Annotated in this window: 23 protein-coding genes and 1 tRNA gene; 12 read left to right on the plus strand and 12 right to left on the minus strand. The window is 65.7% G+C overall.

The window, feature by feature from the left end:
* The 6 genes from HHL13_RS19425 to hemC are packed head-to-tail and all read right to left on the minus strand — an operon-like array spanning position 1 to position 4,522.
* Positions 1-348 (minus strand): hypothetical protein, encoded by a 348-nt coding sequence (locus HHL13_RS19425; RefSeq protein WP_169557576.1) that lies wholly within the window; start codon positions 346-348, stop codon positions 1-3.
* 3 nt (positions 349-351) lie between these two features.
* Positions 352-831 carry a GNAT family N-acetyltransferase gene (locus HHL13_RS19430; protein ID WP_346775592.1) on the minus strand — a complete coding sequence of 160 codons (480 nt, stop codon included), beginning with the start codon at positions 829-831 and terminating at the stop codon, positions 352-354.
* A gap of 38 nt (positions 832-869) precedes the next feature.
* Positions 870-2,054, minus strand: a complete 1,185-nt coding sequence (locus HHL13_RS19435) for an acyl-CoA dehydrogenase (protein ID WP_206377136.1) — start codon at positions 2,052-2,054, stop codon at positions 870-872.
* Between the two features lie 26 nt (positions 2,055-2,080).
* Complete coding sequence (locus HHL13_RS19440) at positions 2,081-2,917, minus strand: hypothetical protein (protein ID WP_240953905.1); 837 nt, start codon at positions 2,915-2,917, stop codon at positions 2,081-2,083.
* A gap of 31 nt (positions 2,918-2,948) precedes the next feature.
* A complete protein-coding gene (locus tag HHL13_RS19445; RefSeq protein ID WP_169557577.1) occupies positions 2,949-3,611 on the minus strand; it encodes a uroporphyrinogen-III synthase in 663 nt (220 codons plus the stop codon).
* Positions 3,608-4,522 carry a hydroxymethylbilane synthase gene (gene hemC / locus HHL13_RS19450; protein WP_169557578.1) on the minus strand — a complete coding sequence of 305 codons (915 nt, stop codon included), beginning with the start codon at positions 4,520-4,522 and terminating at the stop codon, positions 3,608-3,610. Before hemC ends, HHL13_RS19445 begins: the two co-directional genes overlap by 4 nt.
* 40 nt (positions 4,523-4,562) lie before the next feature.
* Here hemC and tsaD point away from each other — a divergent pair, with 40 nt between their 5' ends.
* The 3 genes from tsaD to HHL13_RS19465 are packed head-to-tail and all read left to right on the plus strand — an operon-like array spanning position 4,563 to position 7,109.
* Entirely contained in the window at positions 4,563-5,588 is a 1,026-nt protein-coding gene (gene tsaD, locus HHL13_RS19455; protein WP_169557579.1) for a tRNA (adenosine(37)-N6)-threonylcarbamoyltransferase complex transferase subunit TsaD, read from the plus strand.
* Positions 5,589-5,598: 10 nt separating this feature from the next.
* Positions 5,599-6,576, plus strand: a complete 978-nt coding sequence (locus HHL13_RS19460) for an NAD(P)H-dependent glycerol-3-phosphate dehydrogenase (protein ID WP_169557580.1) — start codon at positions 5,599-5,601, stop codon at positions 6,574-6,576.
* A complete protein-coding gene (locus HHL13_RS19465) occupies positions 6,573-7,109 on the plus strand; it encodes a DUF1697 domain-containing protein (RefSeq protein ID WP_169557581.1) in 537 nt (178 codons plus the stop codon). The genes HHL13_RS19460 and HHL13_RS19465 overlap by 4 nt, the downstream gene beginning before the upstream one ends.
* A gap of 82 nt (positions 7,110-7,191) precedes the next feature.
* Here HHL13_RS19465 and HHL13_RS19470 read toward each other — a convergent pair whose 3' ends face one another.
* Positions 7,192-7,356: a DUF1674 domain-containing protein gene (locus HHL13_RS19470; protein WP_169557582.1), complete on the minus strand. Its 165-nt coding sequence runs from the start codon at positions 7,354-7,356 to the stop codon at positions 7,192-7,194.
* 58 nt (positions 7,357-7,414) lie between these two features.
* On the opposite strand from HHL13_RS19470, the gene HHL13_RS19475 reads away from it, so the two are divergent.
* Genes HHL13_RS19475 through HHL13_RS19485 form a run of 3 tightly spaced genes read left to right on the plus strand, consistent with a single transcriptional unit; the run spans position 7,415 to position 11,141 of the window.
* Positions 7,415-8,716, plus strand: a complete 1,302-nt coding sequence (locus HHL13_RS19475; RefSeq protein ID WP_169557583.1) for an RsmB/NOP family class I SAM-dependent RNA methyltransferase — start codon at positions 7,415-7,417, stop codon at positions 8,714-8,716.
* A 35-nt stretch (positions 8,717-8,751) separates the two neighbouring features.
* Positions 8,752-9,411 carry a ribulose-phosphate 3-epimerase gene (gene rpe, locus HHL13_RS19480; RefSeq protein WP_169557584.1) on the plus strand — a complete coding sequence of 220 codons (660 nt, stop codon included), beginning with the start codon at positions 8,752-8,754 and terminating at the stop codon, positions 9,409-9,411.
* Positions 9,408-11,141, plus strand: coding sequence for a heparinase II/III family protein (locus tag HHL13_RS19485; protein WP_169557585.1), 1,734 nt, complete (start codon positions 9,408-9,410; stop codon positions 11,139-11,141). Before rpe ends, HHL13_RS19485 begins: the two co-directional genes overlap by 4 nt.
* 93 nt (positions 11,142-11,234) lie before the next feature.
* Here the strand turns inward: HHL13_RS19485 and HHL13_RS19490 are convergent.
* A tRNA-Arg gene (locus tag HHL13_RS19490) sits at positions 11,235-11,308 on the minus strand.
* 184 nt (positions 11,309-11,492) lie between these two features.
* Complete coding sequence (locus HHL13_RS19495) at positions 11,493-11,978, minus strand: DUF892 family protein (RefSeq protein WP_169557586.1); 486 nt, start codon at positions 11,976-11,978, stop codon at positions 11,493-11,495.
* A 157-nt stretch (positions 11,979-12,135) separates the two neighbouring features.
* On the opposite strand from HHL13_RS19495, the gene HHL13_RS19500 reads away from it, so the two are divergent.
* Positions 12,136-12,720 carry an alpha-ketoglutarate-dependent dioxygenase AlkB gene (locus HHL13_RS19500; protein ID WP_169557587.1) on the plus strand — a complete coding sequence of 195 codons (585 nt, stop codon included), beginning with the start codon at positions 12,136-12,138 and terminating at the stop codon, positions 12,718-12,720.
* Positions 12,713-13,033: a hypothetical protein gene (locus HHL13_RS19505; RefSeq protein WP_346775593.1), complete on the plus strand. Its 321-nt coding sequence runs from the start codon at positions 12,713-12,715 to the stop codon at positions 13,031-13,033. Before HHL13_RS19500 ends, HHL13_RS19505 begins: the two co-directional genes overlap by 8 nt.
* Here the strand turns inward: HHL13_RS19505 and xth are convergent.
* A complete protein-coding gene (xth, locus tag HHL13_RS19510) occupies positions 13,030-13,824 on the minus strand; it encodes an exodeoxyribonuclease III (RefSeq protein ID WP_169557588.1) in 795 nt (264 codons plus the stop codon). The two genes, HHL13_RS19505 and xth, sit on opposite strands and share 4 nt — an antisense overlap.
* Positions 13,825-13,926: 102 nt before the next feature.
* Here xth and HHL13_RS19515 point away from each other — a divergent pair, with 102 nt between their 5' ends.
* Positions 13,927-14,145 (plus strand): hypothetical protein, encoded by a 219-nt coding sequence (locus tag HHL13_RS19515; RefSeq protein WP_169557589.1) that lies wholly within the window; start codon positions 13,927-13,929, stop codon positions 14,143-14,145.
* Between the two features lie 3 nt (positions 14,146-14,148).
* Here the strand turns inward: HHL13_RS19515 and HHL13_RS19520 are convergent, their stop codons facing one another.
* Positions 14,149-14,328 (minus strand): hypothetical protein, encoded by a 180-nt coding sequence (locus tag HHL13_RS19520; RefSeq protein ID WP_169557021.1) that lies wholly within the window; start codon positions 14,326-14,328, stop codon positions 14,149-14,151.
* Positions 14,329-14,451: 123 nt separating this feature from the next.
* On the opposite strand from HHL13_RS19520, the gene HHL13_RS19525 reads away from it, so the two are divergent.
* The 3 genes from HHL13_RS19525 to HHL13_RS19535 are packed head-to-tail and all read left to right on the plus strand — an operon-like array spanning position 14,452 to position 15,629.
* Positions 14,452-14,646 carry a hypothetical protein gene (locus HHL13_RS19525; RefSeq protein ID WP_169557590.1) on the plus strand — a complete coding sequence of 65 codons (195 nt, stop codon included), beginning with the start codon at positions 14,452-14,454 and terminating at the stop codon, positions 14,644-14,646.
* Between the two features lie 15 nt (positions 14,647-14,661).
* A complete protein-coding gene (locus tag HHL13_RS19530) occupies positions 14,662-14,913 on the plus strand; it encodes a hypothetical protein (protein ID WP_169557591.1) in 252 nt (83 codons plus the stop codon).
* Entirely contained in the window at positions 14,910-15,629 is a 720-nt protein-coding gene (locus HHL13_RS19535) for a Crp/Fnr family transcriptional regulator (protein WP_169557592.1), read from the plus strand. Before HHL13_RS19530 ends, HHL13_RS19535 begins: the two co-directional genes overlap by 4 nt.
* Here HHL13_RS19535 and HHL13_RS19540 read toward each other — a convergent pair whose 3' ends face one another.
* Positions 15,630-16,154 carry a Crp/Fnr family transcriptional regulator gene (locus HHL13_RS19540; protein WP_169557593.1) on the minus strand — a complete coding sequence of 175 codons (525 nt, stop codon included), beginning with the start codon at positions 16,152-16,154 and terminating at the stop codon, positions 15,630-15,632. It abuts the gene before it with no gap.
* Positions 16,155-16,189: the final 35 nt, after the last annotated feature.

The raw sequence follows: 16,189 nt of genomic DNA on the forward strand, positions 1-16,189 counted from the left end.
TTAAGAAAGTGCGATGAGTTGCTGCTCGCGGCGAATGGGTGATCGGGTGTCGAGCGACACGATTTCGCTCATCCAGTTGATTGCCTGCGGCAGCAGGATCTCGACACGAAGCCCTACCTCCCGCGCATCTTCGGAAGGTACAGCTCCGATCGTGATATAGAATCGCTCGTACGAAACATTGGGATTTGGCGGCCAGAAATGCACGTCGAACAGACGTCGGCTGGGACGACGCACGAAATGCGTGTCAATTGAGATGCCCGCTGCGGCAAGCGCTGCCTCGAATTGCGAAGGCTTAAGCGGATCGCTCTGCCCCTTGGGCAGCTTCTCAGTCTCCGACTTGAAAGGCATAATTCAGCCCCGCCGGATCTCGTAGATCACATGCGGCTTCATCTCGCCCGCCATCGGCCGATCCTCTGTTCCGGGCCGCAGCACGCCACCGATCTTCACCATCGCCCCGCGTGAGCGGACATTGTCCTCGCCCACGGTGAACACCACCGTTTCGACGAAGCGATGGATATGATCGAGCATCAGCCGCTTGATCTCGCGATTATAGACGCCGCCCCAATAGGCCCGCGCGATATAGGTCCAGCCGATCTCGATCTCGTCGGCTTGCGGGTTCCACTTGTCGAACCGGGACGATCCGATCACGGCCCCGGTCGCCTTGTCGAGGATCGTCAGCGCCCCGCCGCACGCGATCCCGCCCTCGAAAAAGGGACGGAACACGTCTTCCTTCCAGCGATCGTGCGCCGGATGGACTTCCCAGATCAGCGGATCGCTGGCCACCGCGAACAGCGCGTCGAAATCCTCCGCCACGCTCGGGCGGAGGATCACGAGATCGCCTTCCAGCGTCGGCTGGCGATCAGGCTCGTTCAGAACGCTGCGATCCCGGTGATCGCGCGGCCGAGGATCAGCCCGTGCACGTCATGCGTGCCTTCATAGGTGTTGACCGTCTCGAGGTTGATCGCATGGCGCAGCACGTGGAATTCGGCCGAAATGCCGTTGCCGCCGTGCATGTCGCGCGCGACGCGGGCGATATCCAGCGCCTTGCCGCAATTGTTGCGCTTGATGATGCTGATCGCGTCGGGGCTCAGCGTGCCTTCGTCGAACATTCGCCCGCACCGCAGCGCCGCCTGCAGGCCCAGCGCGATGTCGGTCTGCATATTGGCCAGCTTGAGCTGCACCAGCTGGTTCGCCGCCAGCGGCTTGCCGAACTGCGCACGGTCCAGCGTATATTGCCGCGCGGCGTGCATACAGGCTTCGGCCGCGCCCATCGCGCCCCAGGCAATGCCATAACGCGCACGGTTGAGGCAGCCGAACGGTCCCTTCAATCCCTGCACTTCGGGCAGCAGCGCGTCTTCGCCGACTTCGACGCCGTCCATCACGATCTCGCCGGTGATGCTTGCGCGAAGGCTCAGCTTGCCTTCGATCTTGGGGGTGGAAAGCCCTTCCGTCCCGCGTTCGAGCACGAAGCCCTTGATCCCGCCGCCATGCGCATCGGACTTTGCCCAGACGACCATCACGTCGGCGATGGGCGAGTTGGTGATCCACATCTTGGTGCCGGTCAGCCGGTATCCGCCGTCGATCTTCTCGGCGCGGGTGCGCATGCTGCCGGGGTCCGAACCCGCGTCCGGCTCGGTCAGCCCGAAACAGCCGATCCATTCGCCGGTCGCCAGCTTGGGCAGATATTTCCGCTTCTGCGCTTCGGTGCCGTACGCGTGGATCGGGTGCATCACGAGGCTCGACTGCACCGACATGGCCGAGCGATAGCCCGAATCGACGCGCTCGACTTCGCGCGCGACGAGGCCATAGGCGACATAGCCCAGCCCCGCGCCGCCATAGGCTTCGGGAATCGTCGCGCCCAGCAGGCCCAGCGCACCCATCTCGCTCATGATCTCGCGGTCGAACCGCTCCTCGAGGAAGGCGCTGGTCACGCGCGGCAGCAGCTCGCCCTGCGCATAATCATGCGCCGCGTCGCGCACCATCCGCTCCTCGTCGGTCAGCTGCGCGTCGAGCGCGAACGGATCCTGCCAGTCGAACCGGCCCATCTCTGCCATTTTCAGTCCCTGCGTATCGTTATCGTTTATCGTGTCGTTGCCGGCGGTGCCGCCGGAGTCGCCATCGCCGCCAGCTCGATCTCGCGCAATGCGTTGCGCGCGGCGATATAGCGTTTGGCGTTGTTGACCCAATTCTCCGCGCTCGCCGCGCCGGGCATCCGGGCGATCTCGGCCAGCGCGCCTTCGACCTGCCCCTCGGCCAGCATCCGCTGCGCGCGCTTCAGCCGATCGGCGGCGCGCGGGCTCGGCGTATCGTCGCGGCGCAGCACGACCAGATCGCCGAACAGCCCGGTCGCGCGCGTCCACAGCCCGGCATCGGGCGCGACCAGCAGGCGCGGCGCGATCGCTTCCAGCGCGGCGCGCAGATCCTCCAGCGTCACCGCCTGATTCGCGGCCTGGACGATGATGCTCACCGCTTCGCCATGCGTCTCGCCGAAGCGGCGGCGCAACTGCGCTTCGAGCGGCCCGAGCTGGTCGCCGCGCTCCAGCAGGCGGCGCACCGAAAAGGCGATCATCAGCCGCTCGGCCTGGGTGGCGTAAGAGGACGCGTTGCGCGCGCTGCCGTCGATGTCGCGCAGCCGGGTCTCCAGCACGTCGAGCCGCCCGGCAAGGATCTGCTCGCGCGCCGAAAGCGTCGCGACGTCCGTTCCCGGAGGCAGCGCGCGGACCGGCATCTGCTGGGGCTGCGTCACGGGCGCGGGGGCGGGCACAGGCCTTGCGGCATCGTCGCCGCCGCGCAGCCAGGTGAACGCCGCCATCCCCGCGATCCCCGCCACGAAGGCGACCAGCGCGGTCAGCACGTTCTTCACCAGTGGAGACAGCCCGCGGGCCGGCTCCAGCGCAAGTGGCTCGTCGGAACTCATGCCCGTCTTATCTCCGCACGCAGCGGCACGGTCAATCAGCCAGCGCGATGGCGGTGTCGATCAGCGCGGTGCCGGTGAAGCCGCCGGGCACGACCACCTTCTCCCAGCCCTTGCCCGCCGCTTCCACCGCGCCGTCGCTCACCGCCACCAGCGTGATCGACGAAGGGTCCGCAACGATCTCCGCCAGCCGGGCGCCCGCGCGCGCCGACTGAACCAGTACGATCGCGCCCGCCAGCTTCGCTGCATCTTCCGCCCTCACCGGAACGGTATCGCTGGCATAGACGGTGCGGATATCGGCGACGATCCCGCCCGGCTGCACCGTCCGCTCGCGCCCGGCGAGGTGCAGCGCATGGCGGACGCCCGCCGCTTCGGCCAGCGCCAGCAGCGCTACCGCGCCGGCGTCGCCCGTACCAGCGACGGTGAAGCCCGCGCGCCGCGCCGCTTCGGCCGTGGCCTTCCCCACCGCCCAGACCGGCAGTTCGAGCAGCCGCACCAGCCCCGCTCCGCCATGCCGCATCGCATTGGCGCTGGTGACGATCAGCGCATCATAGTCCCGTGCGTCGGGCACTTCCCACGCAACCGGCCCGGCCGCGAAGAGCGGGAGGCGGATCGCGCGATGTCCCCGCGATTCGATGGCAATGGCGGTGACGCGATTCCCCGGCTCGGGCCGTAGCACGGCGATGGGACGCTTCATCCCTCGAACAGCCGCCGCACTTCGGGCGGGGCGCGGTCCAGCAGGTCGCGCGCTACCGTCTCGGGCAGCGCGGGATCGCCCGGCGTCCCGGCTTCCTGCGCATGGACATGAAACGCGCCGTCCTCGGAAAGCAATTCCGCGCGCAGTGTCAGGATGCCGCCCTCGATCGTCGCCAGCGCCCCCACCGGCGAATGGCAATCGGCCTTCAGCACCGCCAGCAATGCCCGCTCGGCCAGCACGCAGCCATGCGTCACCACATGATCGATCGCGCGCACGATCCCGAACGCTTCCTCGTCGCCCGCGCGCACTTCGATCCCGACGATCCCCTGTGCCGGGGCGGGCAGCATCGTCTCGACCGGCACCGCGTGACCCACGTCATGCCGCCCCAGCCGCTCCAGCCCCGCCGCCGCCAGCATCGTCGCATCGACTTCGCCCGCCGCCAGCTTGGCGAGGCGCGTGTCGACATTGCCACGGAACAGCACCGTCTCCAGATCGGGCCGCACCCGCTTCAATTGCGCCGCCCGGCGCGGCGAGCTGGTGCCCACCACTGCGCCCTGACGCAGCGCCGCGATCGATTCGACGCCCACGATCCGGTCGCGCACATCGGCGCGCGGCAGCACCGCGGCGATGGCGATGCTCTCGGGCCGCACCGTCTCGACATCCTTCATCGAATGCACCGCGCAGTCGATCTCCCCGGCCAGCAGCGCGCGGTCCAGTTCCTTGGTCCACAGCGCCTTGCCGCCGATCTCGGCCAGCGCGCGATCCTGCACCCGGTCGCCGGTCGTCTTGATCGGCACGATCTCGACGGCATCGGGCGACCAGCCATGCGCGGCGATCAGCGCATCGCGCACCATATTGGCCTGAACGAGAGCGAGCGGCGAACCGCGGGTACCAAGACGAAAGGAAGGCATGGCGGGTTGTGCTAGCGATGCATCGGCCTAGATGGAAGCGATGTCCCTCATTCTTGGCCTTGAATCGAGCTGCGACGAGACCGCCGCCGCGCTGGTGACGAGCGATCGCCGCATCCTCGCCCAGCGTATCGCCGGACAGGAAGCCGCGCATCGACCCTATGGCGGCGTGGTGCCCGAAATCGCCGCGCGCGCGCATGTCGAGGTGCTGGCGCCTTTGGTCGAACAGGTGCTGGCCGAAGCCAATGTCGGTCTCAATGACGTCGACGCCATCGCCGCCACCGCCGGCCCCGGCCTGATCGGCGGCGTGATGGTCGGCCTCGTCACCGGCAAGGCGCTGGCGCTCGCCGCCAACAAGCCTTTGGTCGCGGTCAACCATCTCGAGGGCCATGCCCTCTCGCCGCGCCTGACCGATCCCGATCTGCAGTTCCCCTATCTGCTTCTGCTCGTCTCGGGCGGGCATTGCCAGTTGCTGCTGGTGCAGGGTGCGGGCCGCTATCGCCGCCTCGCCACCACGATCGACGATGCGGCAGGCGAAGCGTTCGACAAGACCGCCAAGCTGCTCGGCCTCGGCTTTCCCGGCGGACCGGCAGTCGAGAAAGCCGCCGAATCCGGCGATCCCCGCGCCGTGCCGCTGCCGCGCCCGCTGCTCGGCTCGGCCGAACCGCATTTCTCGTTCGCCGGCCTCAAGAGCGACGTCGCGCGCAAGGTCGGCAAATACAGCGCCGAGGATCTCGCCGCGTCGTTTCAGCAGGCGGTGGTCGATTGCCTGATCGACCGCACGAAGCGCGCGCTGCGCCATGTCGAGGCGACCGCGCTGGTCGTCGCGGGCGGCGTCGCGGCGAACCGCAGCGTGCGCGGCGCGCTCGAAAGTCTCGCCACCGAACATGGCCTGCGCTTCGTCGCGCCGCCGCTCTGGCTGTGTACCGACAATGCCGCCATGATCGCCTGGGCCGGCGCCGAGCGGTTCGCGCTCGGGCTGACCGATCCGTTCGACGTCCCCGCGCGCCCGCGCTGGCCGCTCGATCCGGATGCGGAGAAGGTACGCGGAGCGGGAGTGAAGGCATGAGGATCCGCCCATGAAAATAGGGGTTATTGGTGGCGGTGCATGGGGCACCGCACTGGCGCAGGTGGCGACGCGCGGCGACCGGCCGGTGCTGCTCTGGGCGCGCGAAAGCGAAGTGGTCGAAAGCGTCAACCTCGCCCACGAGAACAGCCTGTTCCTCCCCGGCGTCCCGCTCTCGCCACAGATCCACGCGACCGGCGATCTCGCCGAACTCTCCGGCGCCGATGCGCTGCTCGTCGTCGCCCCCGCCCAGCATGTCCGCGCCGTCCTGTCGGGCATGAATATCGGCAACAAGCCGCTCGTCCTGTGCGCCAAGGGGATCGAGACCGGCTCGAAACTGCTCGTCGGCGAAGTCGCGCACGAGGTTCAGCCCGCCGCGCCGATCGCGGTCCTTTCCGGCCCCACCTTTGCGCATGAAGTGGCAAAGGGCCTCCCCACTGCCGTAACGCTCGCCTGCGAGGACGATGCGCTGCGCACCGCGTTGGCCGAACGGCTCGCAGGCCCCGCCTTCCGCACCTATGCCTCGTCCGACGTGATCGGCGCGGAGATCGGCGGCGCGGTCAAGAATGTCCTCGCCATTGCCTGCGGCGTCGTCGAAGGCGCGGGCCTCGGCCTCAACGCCCGCGCCGCGCTGATCGCACGCGGTTTCGCCGAAATGACCCGCTTCGGTCTCGCCCGCGGCGCACTGGCCGAAACGCTCACCGGGCTTTCGGGCCTCGGCGATCTCGTTCTCACCTGCTCCTCCACCAATTCGCGCAACTTCTCGCTCGGCGTCGGCCTGGGTCAGGGCCGCAGCCCCGCCGAGCTGATGGCCGATCGCCGCACCGTCGCCGAAGGTGCGCACACCGCCCCCGTCCTGCGCGAAGCAGCAAAGGATGCCGGAGTCGATATGCCGGTATGCGAAGCCGTCTGCGCCCTGCTCGACGGCAAGCCCGTCTCGGCAGTAATCGAAGCCTTGCTCAGCCGTCCCTTGCGCGAAGAAGCGCGGTGAAACGCCGGGCAGCGCTGCTCAAGGGCGTCAATGTCGGCGGCAACCGCAAGCTGCCGATGGCCGATCTCCGCAAACTCGTCGAAGACCTCGGCTATGGCGATGTGAAGACCCTGCTGGCCTCAGGCAATGTCGTGTTCGACGCTCCCGGCGAGGCCACGGCTCTCGAAACAAAGCTCGAAGCCGCGCTCGAAACGCTGGGCGTGAAGACCGACATCCTGATCCGCGACGCCGCCGACATTGCGAAGATCATCGAAGACAATCCCTTCGCCGATGCCGCGAAGGATCATCCCAATCACCTGATGGTCCATTTCCACCGCGATCCGTTTCCGGACGGGCTGATCGAGCGCATTCCCGATCTGTACGAAGGTCCCGAACGCCTCCACGCGGTCGGCCGCACCCTCTATGTCGATTTCCCGCGCGACATCGGCCATTCGAAGCTGCCGCAAGCGATGGCCAGGGCGAAGTTCCCCAAGCTCAACACCGCGCGCAACTGGAATACCGTCACCAAATTGCTGGCGATGCTGGAGAAATGAATGACGTGCTCCGGCAAGGCCGGAGCATTGACCGCCGCAAACTCGCGTGAAGCCACGACTCCGGCCTTCGCCGAAGCACAATTTAGAAATCGACCGCGATGCCCTTCAGCTCCCAATCGCCATAGCGCGTGGGGTCGTTGCCCAGCGGATCGTCCTGCCTTTCGGCGCGCTTCTCGTTCGGATCGGGAAGCGGCGGACTGGGCGTCAGATATTCTGGCGGCTTGAGATGCGGCGGTCGCTGGCCCATTGGCGTTAGCCTTTAGAAGTGATCGCGCTCCAATCGGCGCGCGGACAAGCGAGGTCAAGTGAACCAGAGGCCCAGAAACGACAGATCGCGCGGACGGCAGGGCGAAGGCCGCCCCCAGGCCGATCCTCCCGGCGTCCCCGCCCGCCGCGCCGCGCTGCGCGTGCTCGACGGTGTATTGCGGCAAGGCAAGGCGCTCGAAGCCGCGCTCGAAGCCGCCGCACAGGGCCTCGCCCCCAACGATCGCGGCCTCGTTCACGCCATCGCCGCCGAAACGCTGCGCCGCCTGCCGGATCTCGACGCGATGATCGACAGCGCGACCAAGCAGCCCCTGCCCGACGACGCCAAGGCCCGCTTTGCCCTGCGCATCGCGCTGGTCCAGGCCTTCGCGCTAGGCACGCCCGGCCACGCCGCGATCTCGACCGTTCTGCCTTTGGTCGATGGCGGCCCGCGGAAGCTGGTTCATGGCGTGTTCGGCACGCTCAGCCGCGCGAACAAGGGCCTGCCCGATCAGCCGACCCTGCCCGATCCCGTCGCGATCCGCTGGCACGCCGCATGGGGCGATCAGGGCATCGAGGACGCCGAACGCGCCATCGCGGCGCCGCCCCCGCTCGACATCACGCTGCGCAAGCCGCTCGATCTGGAAGACGCGGTCGGCCTGCTCCGTAATCATGCTCGCCTTCCGGCAGGCACCTCGGTCACCGAACTGCCTGGCTTCGAAAGCGGCGATTTCTGGGTTCAGGACCTCGCCGCCTCGCTCCCGGCCCGGCTGATCGGCGCGGGCAAGGGGAAGGCGCTCGACCTGTGCGCCGCCCCCGGGGGCAAGACGCTCCAGCTCGCCGCCGCAGGCTGGGACGTGACCGCGGTCGATCTCTCCGAACCCCGCCTCGAACGGCTCCATGAAAATCTCGCCCGCACCGGTCTGACCGCGAAGGTTATCGCCGCCGATCTGCTTAGCTGGCAGCCGAAGGAAGCCGCCGACGCGGTGCTGCTCGACGCACCCTGCTCGGCCACCGGCATCTTCCGCCGCCATCCCGACGTCCTCCACCGCGTCCGCCCCTCGATCATCGCGGAAATGGCCGAGCTTCAGGGCAAGCTGATCCACCGCGCGTCGAAATGGGTGAAGCCCGGCGGCATTTTCGTCTTCGCCACCTGCTCGCTCGAGCCGAAGGAAGGCGAAGCCCATCTCGCCCCCTTCCTCGCCGCGCGTCCCGAATTCACGATCGATCCCATCCGCCCCGACGAGCTTCCCGAAGGCGTCACGCCCCGCGAAGACGGCACGCTGCGCACCTTGCCCGGGATGATCGCTGCCAAGGGCGGGCTGGACGGCTTCTTCATCGCGCGATTCCGCCGTTCCAACTAGTTGCGCCCGAGTCGCGCCATGCTAAGGATTCTCGTATGCCCGCAGTCCGTATCGCCCCTTCGATCCTCTCCGCCGACTTCTCGAAACTCGGCGAGGAGATCCGCGCGATCGACGCGGCGGGGGCGGACTGGATCCATGTCGATGTGATGGACGGGCATTTTGTGCCCAACATCACCATCGGCCCGGCAGTCATCAAGGCGCTGCGCCCGCACACCGCCAAGCCGTTCGATGTCCATCTGATGATCGCGCCGGTCGATCCGATGCTGGCCGCCTTCGCCGATGCCGGCGCGGACTGCATCTCGGTTCATCCTGAATCCGGCCCGCATCTCCACCGCACGCTCCAGACCATCAAGGGCCTCGGCAAGCGCGCGGGCGTGGTGCTCAACCCGGCAACCCCGGTGGAGTCGATCGATTACGTCATGGACATGATCGATCTGGTGCTGGTGATGAGCGTCAATCCGGGCTTCGGCGGACAGAAGTTCATCACGAGCCAGCTCGACAAGATCGCCGAGCTGCGCCGCCGCATCGACGCCAGCGGCCGCGCGATCGATCTCGAAGTCGATGGCGGCGTCGACCAGTCGAACTGCGCGCAGGTGATCGCCGCTGGCGCCGATGCGCTGGTCGCGGGCACCGCCAGCTTCACCGGCGGCCCCGCCCAATATGCCGCCAACATCGCGGCGCTTCGCGGCGGATGAGCGACGGCCCTCCCGATTCCGGCACCGACGGGATCGAGGAAGGCAAGCGGCTGATCCGTCTCGGCGGTGACCGCGGGCTGTCGCTGGCCGATCGTATCGCCGAGCGCTTTCAGCGCATGACCTGGAGGACCCCGATCCACACCATGCGCCTGCGCGGACGTCACCCCCTCAAGCTGATCGCCGTCGCCGACGACCCGTTCATGGGCGATGTCGAGCGCGGCAATGCGCTGCTCGACGGCGTGGTCAGCTTCCGCGGCGAGGAACGTGCGATCACCGCGCTCGATTTCGTCCGGCCCAATTTCTCGCCCGCTTTCGCCGAGCATCTCCACAGCTTCGCCTGGCTGCGCGACCTGTCCACCGTCGCCACCCGCGCCACCGCATCGCCGATCGCCGAAGCGATCATGCGCCGCTGGCTCGCCGCGCATGGCGACAAGGTCTCCGAACCCGCATGGCGCGCCGATCTGTGGGGCCGGCGCATGTTGTTCTGGACGGCGCACGCTCCGCTGATCCTGTCGAGCCCCGACCTCGTCTATCGATCGACCGTGCTCCACGCCCTGGCACGGGGGGCGCGCCATCTCGATCGCGCCGCCGATCGCGTCCAGATCGGCCCGCCACGCCTGGCCGCATGGTGCGGCGTGCTGGTTGCCGGGCTGATGATCCCCGGCGGCGACCCGCGGCGCTCGTTCGGCGAAACCGGCCTCAAGCGCGCGCTCGCCGCCTCGATGCTCAGCGACGGCGGCACGATCGGCCGCTCGCCCGCCGGGCAGCTCGATTGCGTCGTCCTGCTCGCGATGCTGTGCGAAGCCTATCTCGCCCGCCGGCTCGAACCGCCCGCGTTCGTCCAGGCCGCGCTGTCGAAGATGGTCACCGCCCTGCTCGGCGTGTGTCATGGCGACAAGGGACTTTCGAGCTGGCAGGGCAGCGGCCCCGTTTCGGGCGAGACCATCTCGCAGGTGATAGAAGCGACCGGCGTACGCACCCGCCCGCTCAAGCAGGCGCGCGAATGGGGCTATCAGCGGCTCGCCGCGCAAGGCACCGTGCTGATCATGGACGCCGCTCCGCCGCCGCTCGCCCGGCTGATCGAAGGCGGCTGCGCTTCGACGCTGGCGTTCGAACTCTCGGACGGTCCGCACCGCGTCGTCGTCAATTGCGGCGGCTCGCGCATGGCCGATGCCCGGCTGCCCGCGCAGCTGATCGAGGGCCTGCGCACCACAGCTGCCCATTCTACCCTCACCGTCGGCGACAGCAATTCAACGGCGATCCACGCCGATGGCACGCTCGGCCGCGGCGTCGCCGAAGTCGAGCTGAACCGGCAGGAAACCGACGCATCGAGCCGGATCGAGGCCAGTCATGACGGCTATGTCCGCCGCTTCGGCCTGATCCATCGCCGCGCCATCTCGCTTGCCGCCGATGGCAAGGACGTGCGCGGCGAGGACATGCTCCTTCCCGCCGATCGCCGCCGCAAGAAGGGCACCACGCCCTTCGCGATCCGCTTCCATCTCGCCCCGGGTACCGAGATCGCGCCGACCGCCGATGGTCAGGGCGCGTTCCTCAGCCTGCCCTCGGGCGCGGTCTGGCAATTCCGTTCGCGCGGCGGCGCGCTCGCGATCGAGGATAGCGTATGGATCGACGCGAAGGGCAAACCCGTCGCGACCGAGCAGCTGGTCGTGACCGCTGAATCGCCCCCCGGCGGCGCGAACGTCACCTGGGTTTTCCACCGCGCGAAATAGCGGCGGCGCCGAAATCGATTGGAAATGCATACCCGGACGTCGAACCCGCCAAGGGTTCGCAAGCGCGAGCTTATGCGATGATCTGAAGCAAATTGGCGCACCCGAAGGGATTCGAACCCCTGGCCTCTGCCTTCGGAGGGCAGCGGTCAAGCCAGACTTTCGGATCCGCGATCTTAAAAGAGGCAGTAATCTGAGTGTCTTGCATGCGATGTCGGGACCTCAGTGAGTTTCCAAATTGACTTGCGTAAGCACCACGTAAGCGGCCGGAAGCGTGCAGACCAAAGCTCGGTTGAGGTCGCCTCTAACAACGGGTTTAACTCTCTTGCTCCACGACCGTTTGCCTTCGTTCAATTAGCCGAGCTGGATCAGCAGACCCTTCAGCAACTGAGCCAGTTCTGCGTCGGCCGCCGCCTCCTCATCACGCGAGCGAGTGAGCGTTTGCACAGGGTCCAAAAGCTTCAGGATTTCCGCTAGGCCGATCGCGGTCTCGTAGCTCACGCGTTCCGCCTGTTTGCCCTTGCGAAACGCACCGACCATCGCGATCGCCCGCAGCGGACCGTCGGCTATCGTCTCCGAATCCCGCGCCGCATCGTCGAGAATGGCACAGAGCCATAGGTTCGGCATGGTTTCATCGTCAGGCGGCATGAGCCGGAGCAGTGCCTCCAGACGCTCGGCCTGCGTCCTGCTGCGTTCTATTTCCCCCGCCATGAATGTCCGGATCGATGCCGGCGCTTTCGGCTGCAACTCGGGAAGTCGTTGCAACCACGCACGCTCGCCTTCCAGCAAATCTTGTAGCGCGACGATTAATAAGGCTTGGGCGGTGGCGGTCTCAGACATCTCAGCACAACGCCTCGGTGACGAACCCGCTCCGCAAGACTTCACTCCGGCGTCGATTTACGAGGAAGCTGCGCTTGCTCCGCCGATGATTTCTCCCCGCGCCTTCCTATCTACACCATTGTTAGAATAGGATAATTCGAAGTCATGGCTGCTAGTGATGCGTGAGCCGGACCTGTTCGGCGTGCCGGCCATTCCCGGTCTTAAAACCGGCGATGCCGTAATAAACAGTGCCGAGGAGGAGGCCCTGATCGCGTTGATCGATCGCGAGCACCTGATGCCGTTTCGGTTTCAGGGATGGCTCGGCAAGCGACTGACGCACTCATTTGGCTGGTCCTATGATTTCGACAATGGCAGCTTCCGCGAAACCGATCCCTTTCCCGCCTGGCTCACACCACTGCGAGACCGCGCGGCGGCGTTTGCAGAGCTGAAGCCGGAACAGCTCGTTCAGGCCCTGCTGATCCGCTATGACCCCGGCGCAGGCATCGGTTGGCACAAGGATCGCCCGGTGTTCGAACATGTCATCGGCATTTCGCTGGGCAATGCGGCGACCATGCGGTTCCGCCGCCGTCGCGACAGCGGCTTCGAGCGTTTGGCTGTCCCGCTGGCACCCCGGTCGATCTACCATCTCTCCGGCGAGATACGGCAGGAATGGGAGCACAGCATCGCGCCGATGGATCTGCCGCGATGGTCGATCACGTTCAGGAGTCTCCGCGCACAAGCCGTCGAGAAATCTCGTGATTAAGAAGTATCCGGTGACTCCCGACGGCCGCTATTTCGTGGTGCGGGGCCGGCTGTGGCGCGCCACGAATCCCGCGCTGAGCGAGACGAATCGTGCGACTCTCGTCGATGCGCTGATGGACGCCCGGCGCGCAGTCGGAAGGGCGAAGCGAGCGGGTGACGCCGATGCCGAACGGCAGGCGCGCGATGCAGTCGATCAGGCGAAACATGGGCTTGGCGAGCGAGGCCCGGTCTGGTGGGAGGACGGCGCACCCGATTTCAATCGCCGCATGGCGCGAAACACGCTCTACGCCGACTGGTTCGCCCGCCTCGATTAGCGCCGCTTGCGCTTAGGTTTATCCGATAGCTCGATCCACACCGGCGCATGATCGCTGGTTTTCTCCCAGCCCCGCACATGCCGATCGACCTGCGCATCGACGAGCCGCCCGGCAAGCGCAGGACTCAGCAGCAGATGATCGATCCGCAGCCCTGCATCGCGCGTATAAGCATTCCGGAAATAGTCCCAGAAGGTGTAGATGACTTCGTCCGGATGCATCGTGCGCAGTGCGTCGGTCCAGCCCTGCGCAGTCAGCCGGAAGAAGGCATCGCGCACCTCCGGCGCGAACAGCGCATCGTCGAGCCAGCGCTCCGGTTTATACACGTCCCGTTCGGTCGGCATGATGTTGAAGTCCCCGGCCAGCATCACGGGGAGACCGCTTTCGAGCAAGCCTGCGGCGTGCTCGATCAACCGCTCGAACCATTTTAGCTTATAGTCGAACTTGAGTCCGGGCCGCGGATTGCCGTTCGGCAGATAGAGGCCAGCGATCAGGATGCCGTTCACCGCCGCCTCGATATAGCGGCTCTGCAAGACATCGGGATCGCCCGGCAGACCGCGCCTCGTTTCATGGATCGGCCCGACACGGCTGAGCATCGCGACGCCGTTCCAGCTTTTCTGGCCATGCCAGATGACGTCATAGCCGAGATCGCGGATCGGCGCTTCGGGGAACTTCTCGTCCGGTGCCTTCAATTCCTGAAGGCAAACAATGTCAGGCGCGGCTTCTTGCAGCCAGCGCAGCAGCACGGGCAGGCGGCCGTTCACGCCATTCACATTGTAGGTGGCGATCTTCATCCGGGGTCAAAGCGTCCGGGCGGGAACTCGTTCCAGCGCCGCTCTCGCAACCCGAACCGGAGTGCTGCGTTCGAATCCACCGCTAGGCGATGGAGCAGATCGATGTCCGATAAACAACCGATGCAAGCCGATGGCGGCGGCAAGCAGAAACCCCACTCTGGTTCGGCAGACGGAAACGCTCCCGGAAAGGACAACGCAGGCGAAAGCGGTGGAGGTGCCTACCCTAACCCGCATACCGGCAAAGAACGTGGCGAGTTCGATGGTGGACAGAGCGAGAAAGCATATAGTGGCCCGGACAATCCCAACGCCACGACCGAATAAGCATCATTCCTTTTCGTCGTCTCTATCGCGATGGGGCAGCCATTCGACGGCCTCGAGCTGCTTGAGCAAGTCGGCAAAATCCTCCGCGTCCGATACCGGATAGGCGCGGGCAAACCCGCTCCCCAGTCGCTGGAGATCGAGGTCCGTCAGGAAGCCCACTGCTACAATCTTCTGCGATGCCATGGCTGATCCGGGATTAAGGTTGCGGGCACAACGTCACACAATGACATCGGTGCCATCCATTTCAGGATTGGAACGGGCGAAACCGAAGCCTGAACCGGACGTTCACATGCAGAGAGGTGACTCATGACCGACGATACCCGCACTGAAACGCAGCCCCGTCCCAATCTTTCGACCGAGCCGGGCTTCAAGCCTCACGCGCCAAACGAGGAAACCGAAACCCAGCCGCGGCGGAATATCTCGACCGAGCATCAGCGGGAAGGCGATGCTCGCAGCCCGAGCGATACGCTCGATCGCGGCCAGCCTCATCAGAACGATTAAGGGGCAGCATCGCGAATGCCGAGATTTCACATCAATATTCACAATGGCACCGGCGAAACTCGGGACGAGGAGGGACAGGATTTTCCCGGTCTGGCCGAGGCGGAGCGTAGTGCGATCGAAGGCGTTCGTTCGATCCTTGGCGAAGAGGTGAGTTCGGGCCGGATCGATTTGAGCGGCCGGGTAGAAATCACCAATCCGGCGGGAGAAATCCTGTGTACTATCCCCTTCGGTGAGGCAGTCCGGCTGCAGCGACCGGCGACCAAATGATTGAGCGCCATCTTACGCGCATGGGCCTGCGTCACGAGATCAGCGCCGAGGAAGAGCGCGCGATCCGCAGTCTTTTCACTGAAGTGCGGGAATATCCAGCAAACAAGACGGCGGTCCGCGCCGAGCAGCAGATCGAGTTCAGCACCCTGCTGTTGGATGGTTTGATGTGCCGTTACAAAGATTTGAAAAACGGCCAGCGCCAGATTGCCGAACTCCATGTCGCGGGCGACTTCGCTGATCTTCACAGCTATGTGCTGAAGCGTCTGGATCATAATATCATGACGCTGACGGCTTGCAGGATCGCGATCGCGCCTCACCATCGGCTGAGGGAAGTGACCGAAGCCTATCCGCGCATTGCAAAGATGTACTGGTTCTCGACTGCGCTCGATGCTTCGATCCATCGCGAGTGGGTGTTGTCGCTGGGTCGGCGAACCGCATTGTCCCGCATGGCTGCGTTATTCTGCGAACTACAGGTTCGGCTGGCGATTGTTGACCTGGCCGACGAAGGCGGTTTCGATTTCGCACTCAATCAGGTCGAGCTTGCCGAGTGCCTCGGCCTGACGCCCGTCCACGTCAACCGCACGCTGAAGCAGCTCCGCGAATTGCATCTGATGACGTTTCGGAACCAGCGGGTCGATATTCATGACTTTCCGGGGCTGAAGCGCGTCGCCGAATTCGATCCCTTCTACCTTTATCTGGATCGCCAGCCCTTCTGATCAGCACAAGGCAGCGATGGGTGCGGCATATTCTCTCTCGCGGAAATGCAGGTAATCCGGTGTGAAATCACCCGAATCGCACAGCCCGCCCCAATCGAGGACGCTGATCCGCTGATGTGAGTGGTTCAGCAGTCCCTCGCGCCGCAGACCATGAATCGTACGGTTGACATGAACCGCAGTCAGGCCCGTCGCATCGCCAAGCTGCTCCTGCGTCATCGGCCACGCATACTCGTCGCCTCCGAAATATTCCGGGCTGTTCCGTTGCCGAACCGGCGTTTCGCAAATCAAATGCGCGACGCGAGATTTCGCTTTGCGGCGCCCGACACCCAGAAGCCACTCGCTCAGGATGGATGCGTTGGCGCCGGAATCCGCCCACAGCGCCGCCGCGATCTGCGGGTACCTACTGGCCAGGGCGAACAAATCTTCGCGCGGGATCAGAGCGACCTGAAGACGGGTCAGAGCCTGCACAGTGGCCATGGCCGTATCGTTCGGACCGCATTGAAGATGCAAACGATCGCCTGCCATGTGAACGGCAAGAATCTGCGGGGTGCCATCGCTGG

This window comes from Sphingomonas sp. G-3-2-10 (assembly GCF_012927115.1).
In the GTDB taxonomy this organism is placed as follows: Bacteria; Pseudomonadota; Alphaproteobacteria; order Sphingomonadales; family Sphingomonadaceae; genus Sphingomonas.

What these genes read in the sequence shown, in the direction of transcription:
- HHL13_RS19425 (WP_169557576.1), bottom strand. Translation starts at nt 348, where the DNA reads ATGCCTTTCAAGTCGGAGACTGAGAAGCTGCCCAAGGGGCAGAGCGAT.
- HHL13_RS19435 (WP_206377136.1), bottom strand. Translation starts at nt 2,054, where the DNA reads ATGGCAGAGATGGGCCGGTTCGACTGGCAGGATCCGTTCGCGCTCGAC.
- HHL13_RS19440 (WP_240953905.1), bottom strand. Translation starts at nt 2,917, where the DNA reads ATGAGTTCCGACGAGCCACTTGCGCTGGAGCCGGCCCGCGGGCTGTCT.
- HHL13_RS19445 (WP_169557577.1), bottom strand. Translation starts at nt 3,611, where the DNA reads ATGAAGCGTCCCATCGCCGTGCTACGGCCCGAGCCGGGGAATCGCGTC.
- hemC (WP_169557578.1), bottom strand. Translation starts at nt 4,522, where the DNA reads ATGCCTTCCTTTCGTCTTGGTACCCGCGGTTCGCCGCTCGCTCTCGTT.
- tsaD (WP_169557579.1), top strand. Translation starts at nt 4,563, where the DNA reads ATGTCCCTCATTCTTGGCCTTGAATCGAGCTGCGACGAGACCGCCGCC.
- HHL13_RS19460 (WP_169557580.1), top strand. Translation starts at nt 5,599, where the DNA reads ATGAAAATAGGGGTTATTGGTGGCGGTGCATGGGGCACCGCACTGGCG.
- HHL13_RS19470 (WP_169557582.1), bottom strand. Translation starts at nt 7,356, where the DNA reads ATGGGCCAGCGACCGCCGCATCTCAAGCCGCCAGAATATCTGACGCCC.
- rpe (WP_169557584.1), top strand. Translation starts at nt 8,752, where the DNA reads ATGCCCGCAGTCCGTATCGCCCCTTCGATCCTCTCCGCCGACTTCTCG.
- HHL13_RS19485 (WP_169557585.1), top strand. Translation starts at nt 9,408, where the DNA reads ATGAGCGACGGCCCTCCCGATTCCGGCACCGACGGGATCGAGGAAGGC.
- HHL13_RS19495 (WP_169557586.1), bottom strand. Translation starts at nt 11,978, where the DNA reads ATGTCTGAGACCGCCACCGCCCAAGCCTTATTAATCGTCGCGCTACAA.
- HHL13_RS19500 (WP_169557587.1), top strand. Translation starts at nt 12,136, where the DNA reads ATGCGTGAGCCGGACCTGTTCGGCGTGCCGGCCATTCCCGGTCTTAAA.
- xth (WP_169557588.1), bottom strand. Translation starts at nt 13,824, where the DNA reads ATGAAGATCGCCACCTACAATGTGAATGGCGTGAACGGCCGCCTGCCC.
- HHL13_RS19515 (WP_169557589.1), top strand. Translation starts at nt 13,927, where the DNA reads ATGTCCGATAAACAACCGATGCAAGCCGATGGCGGCGGCAAGCAGAAA.
- HHL13_RS19520 (WP_169557021.1), bottom strand. Translation starts at nt 14,328, where the DNA reads ATGGCATCGCAGAAGATTGTAGCAGTGGGCTTCCTGACGGACCTCGAT.
- HHL13_RS19525 (WP_169557590.1), top strand. Translation starts at nt 14,452, where the DNA reads ATGACCGACGATACCCGCACTGAAACGCAGCCCCGTCCCAATCTTTCG.
- HHL13_RS19530 (WP_169557591.1), top strand. Translation starts at nt 14,662, where the DNA reads ATGCCGAGATTTCACATCAATATTCACAATGGCACCGGCGAAACTCGG.
- HHL13_RS19535 (WP_169557592.1), top strand. Translation starts at nt 14,910, where the DNA reads ATGATTGAGCGCCATCTTACGCGCATGGGCCTGCGTCACGAGATCAGC.
- HHL13_RS19540 (WP_169557593.1), bottom strand. Translation starts at nt 16,154, where the DNA reads ATGGCAGGCGATCGTTTGCATCTTCAATGCGGTCCGAACGATACGGCC.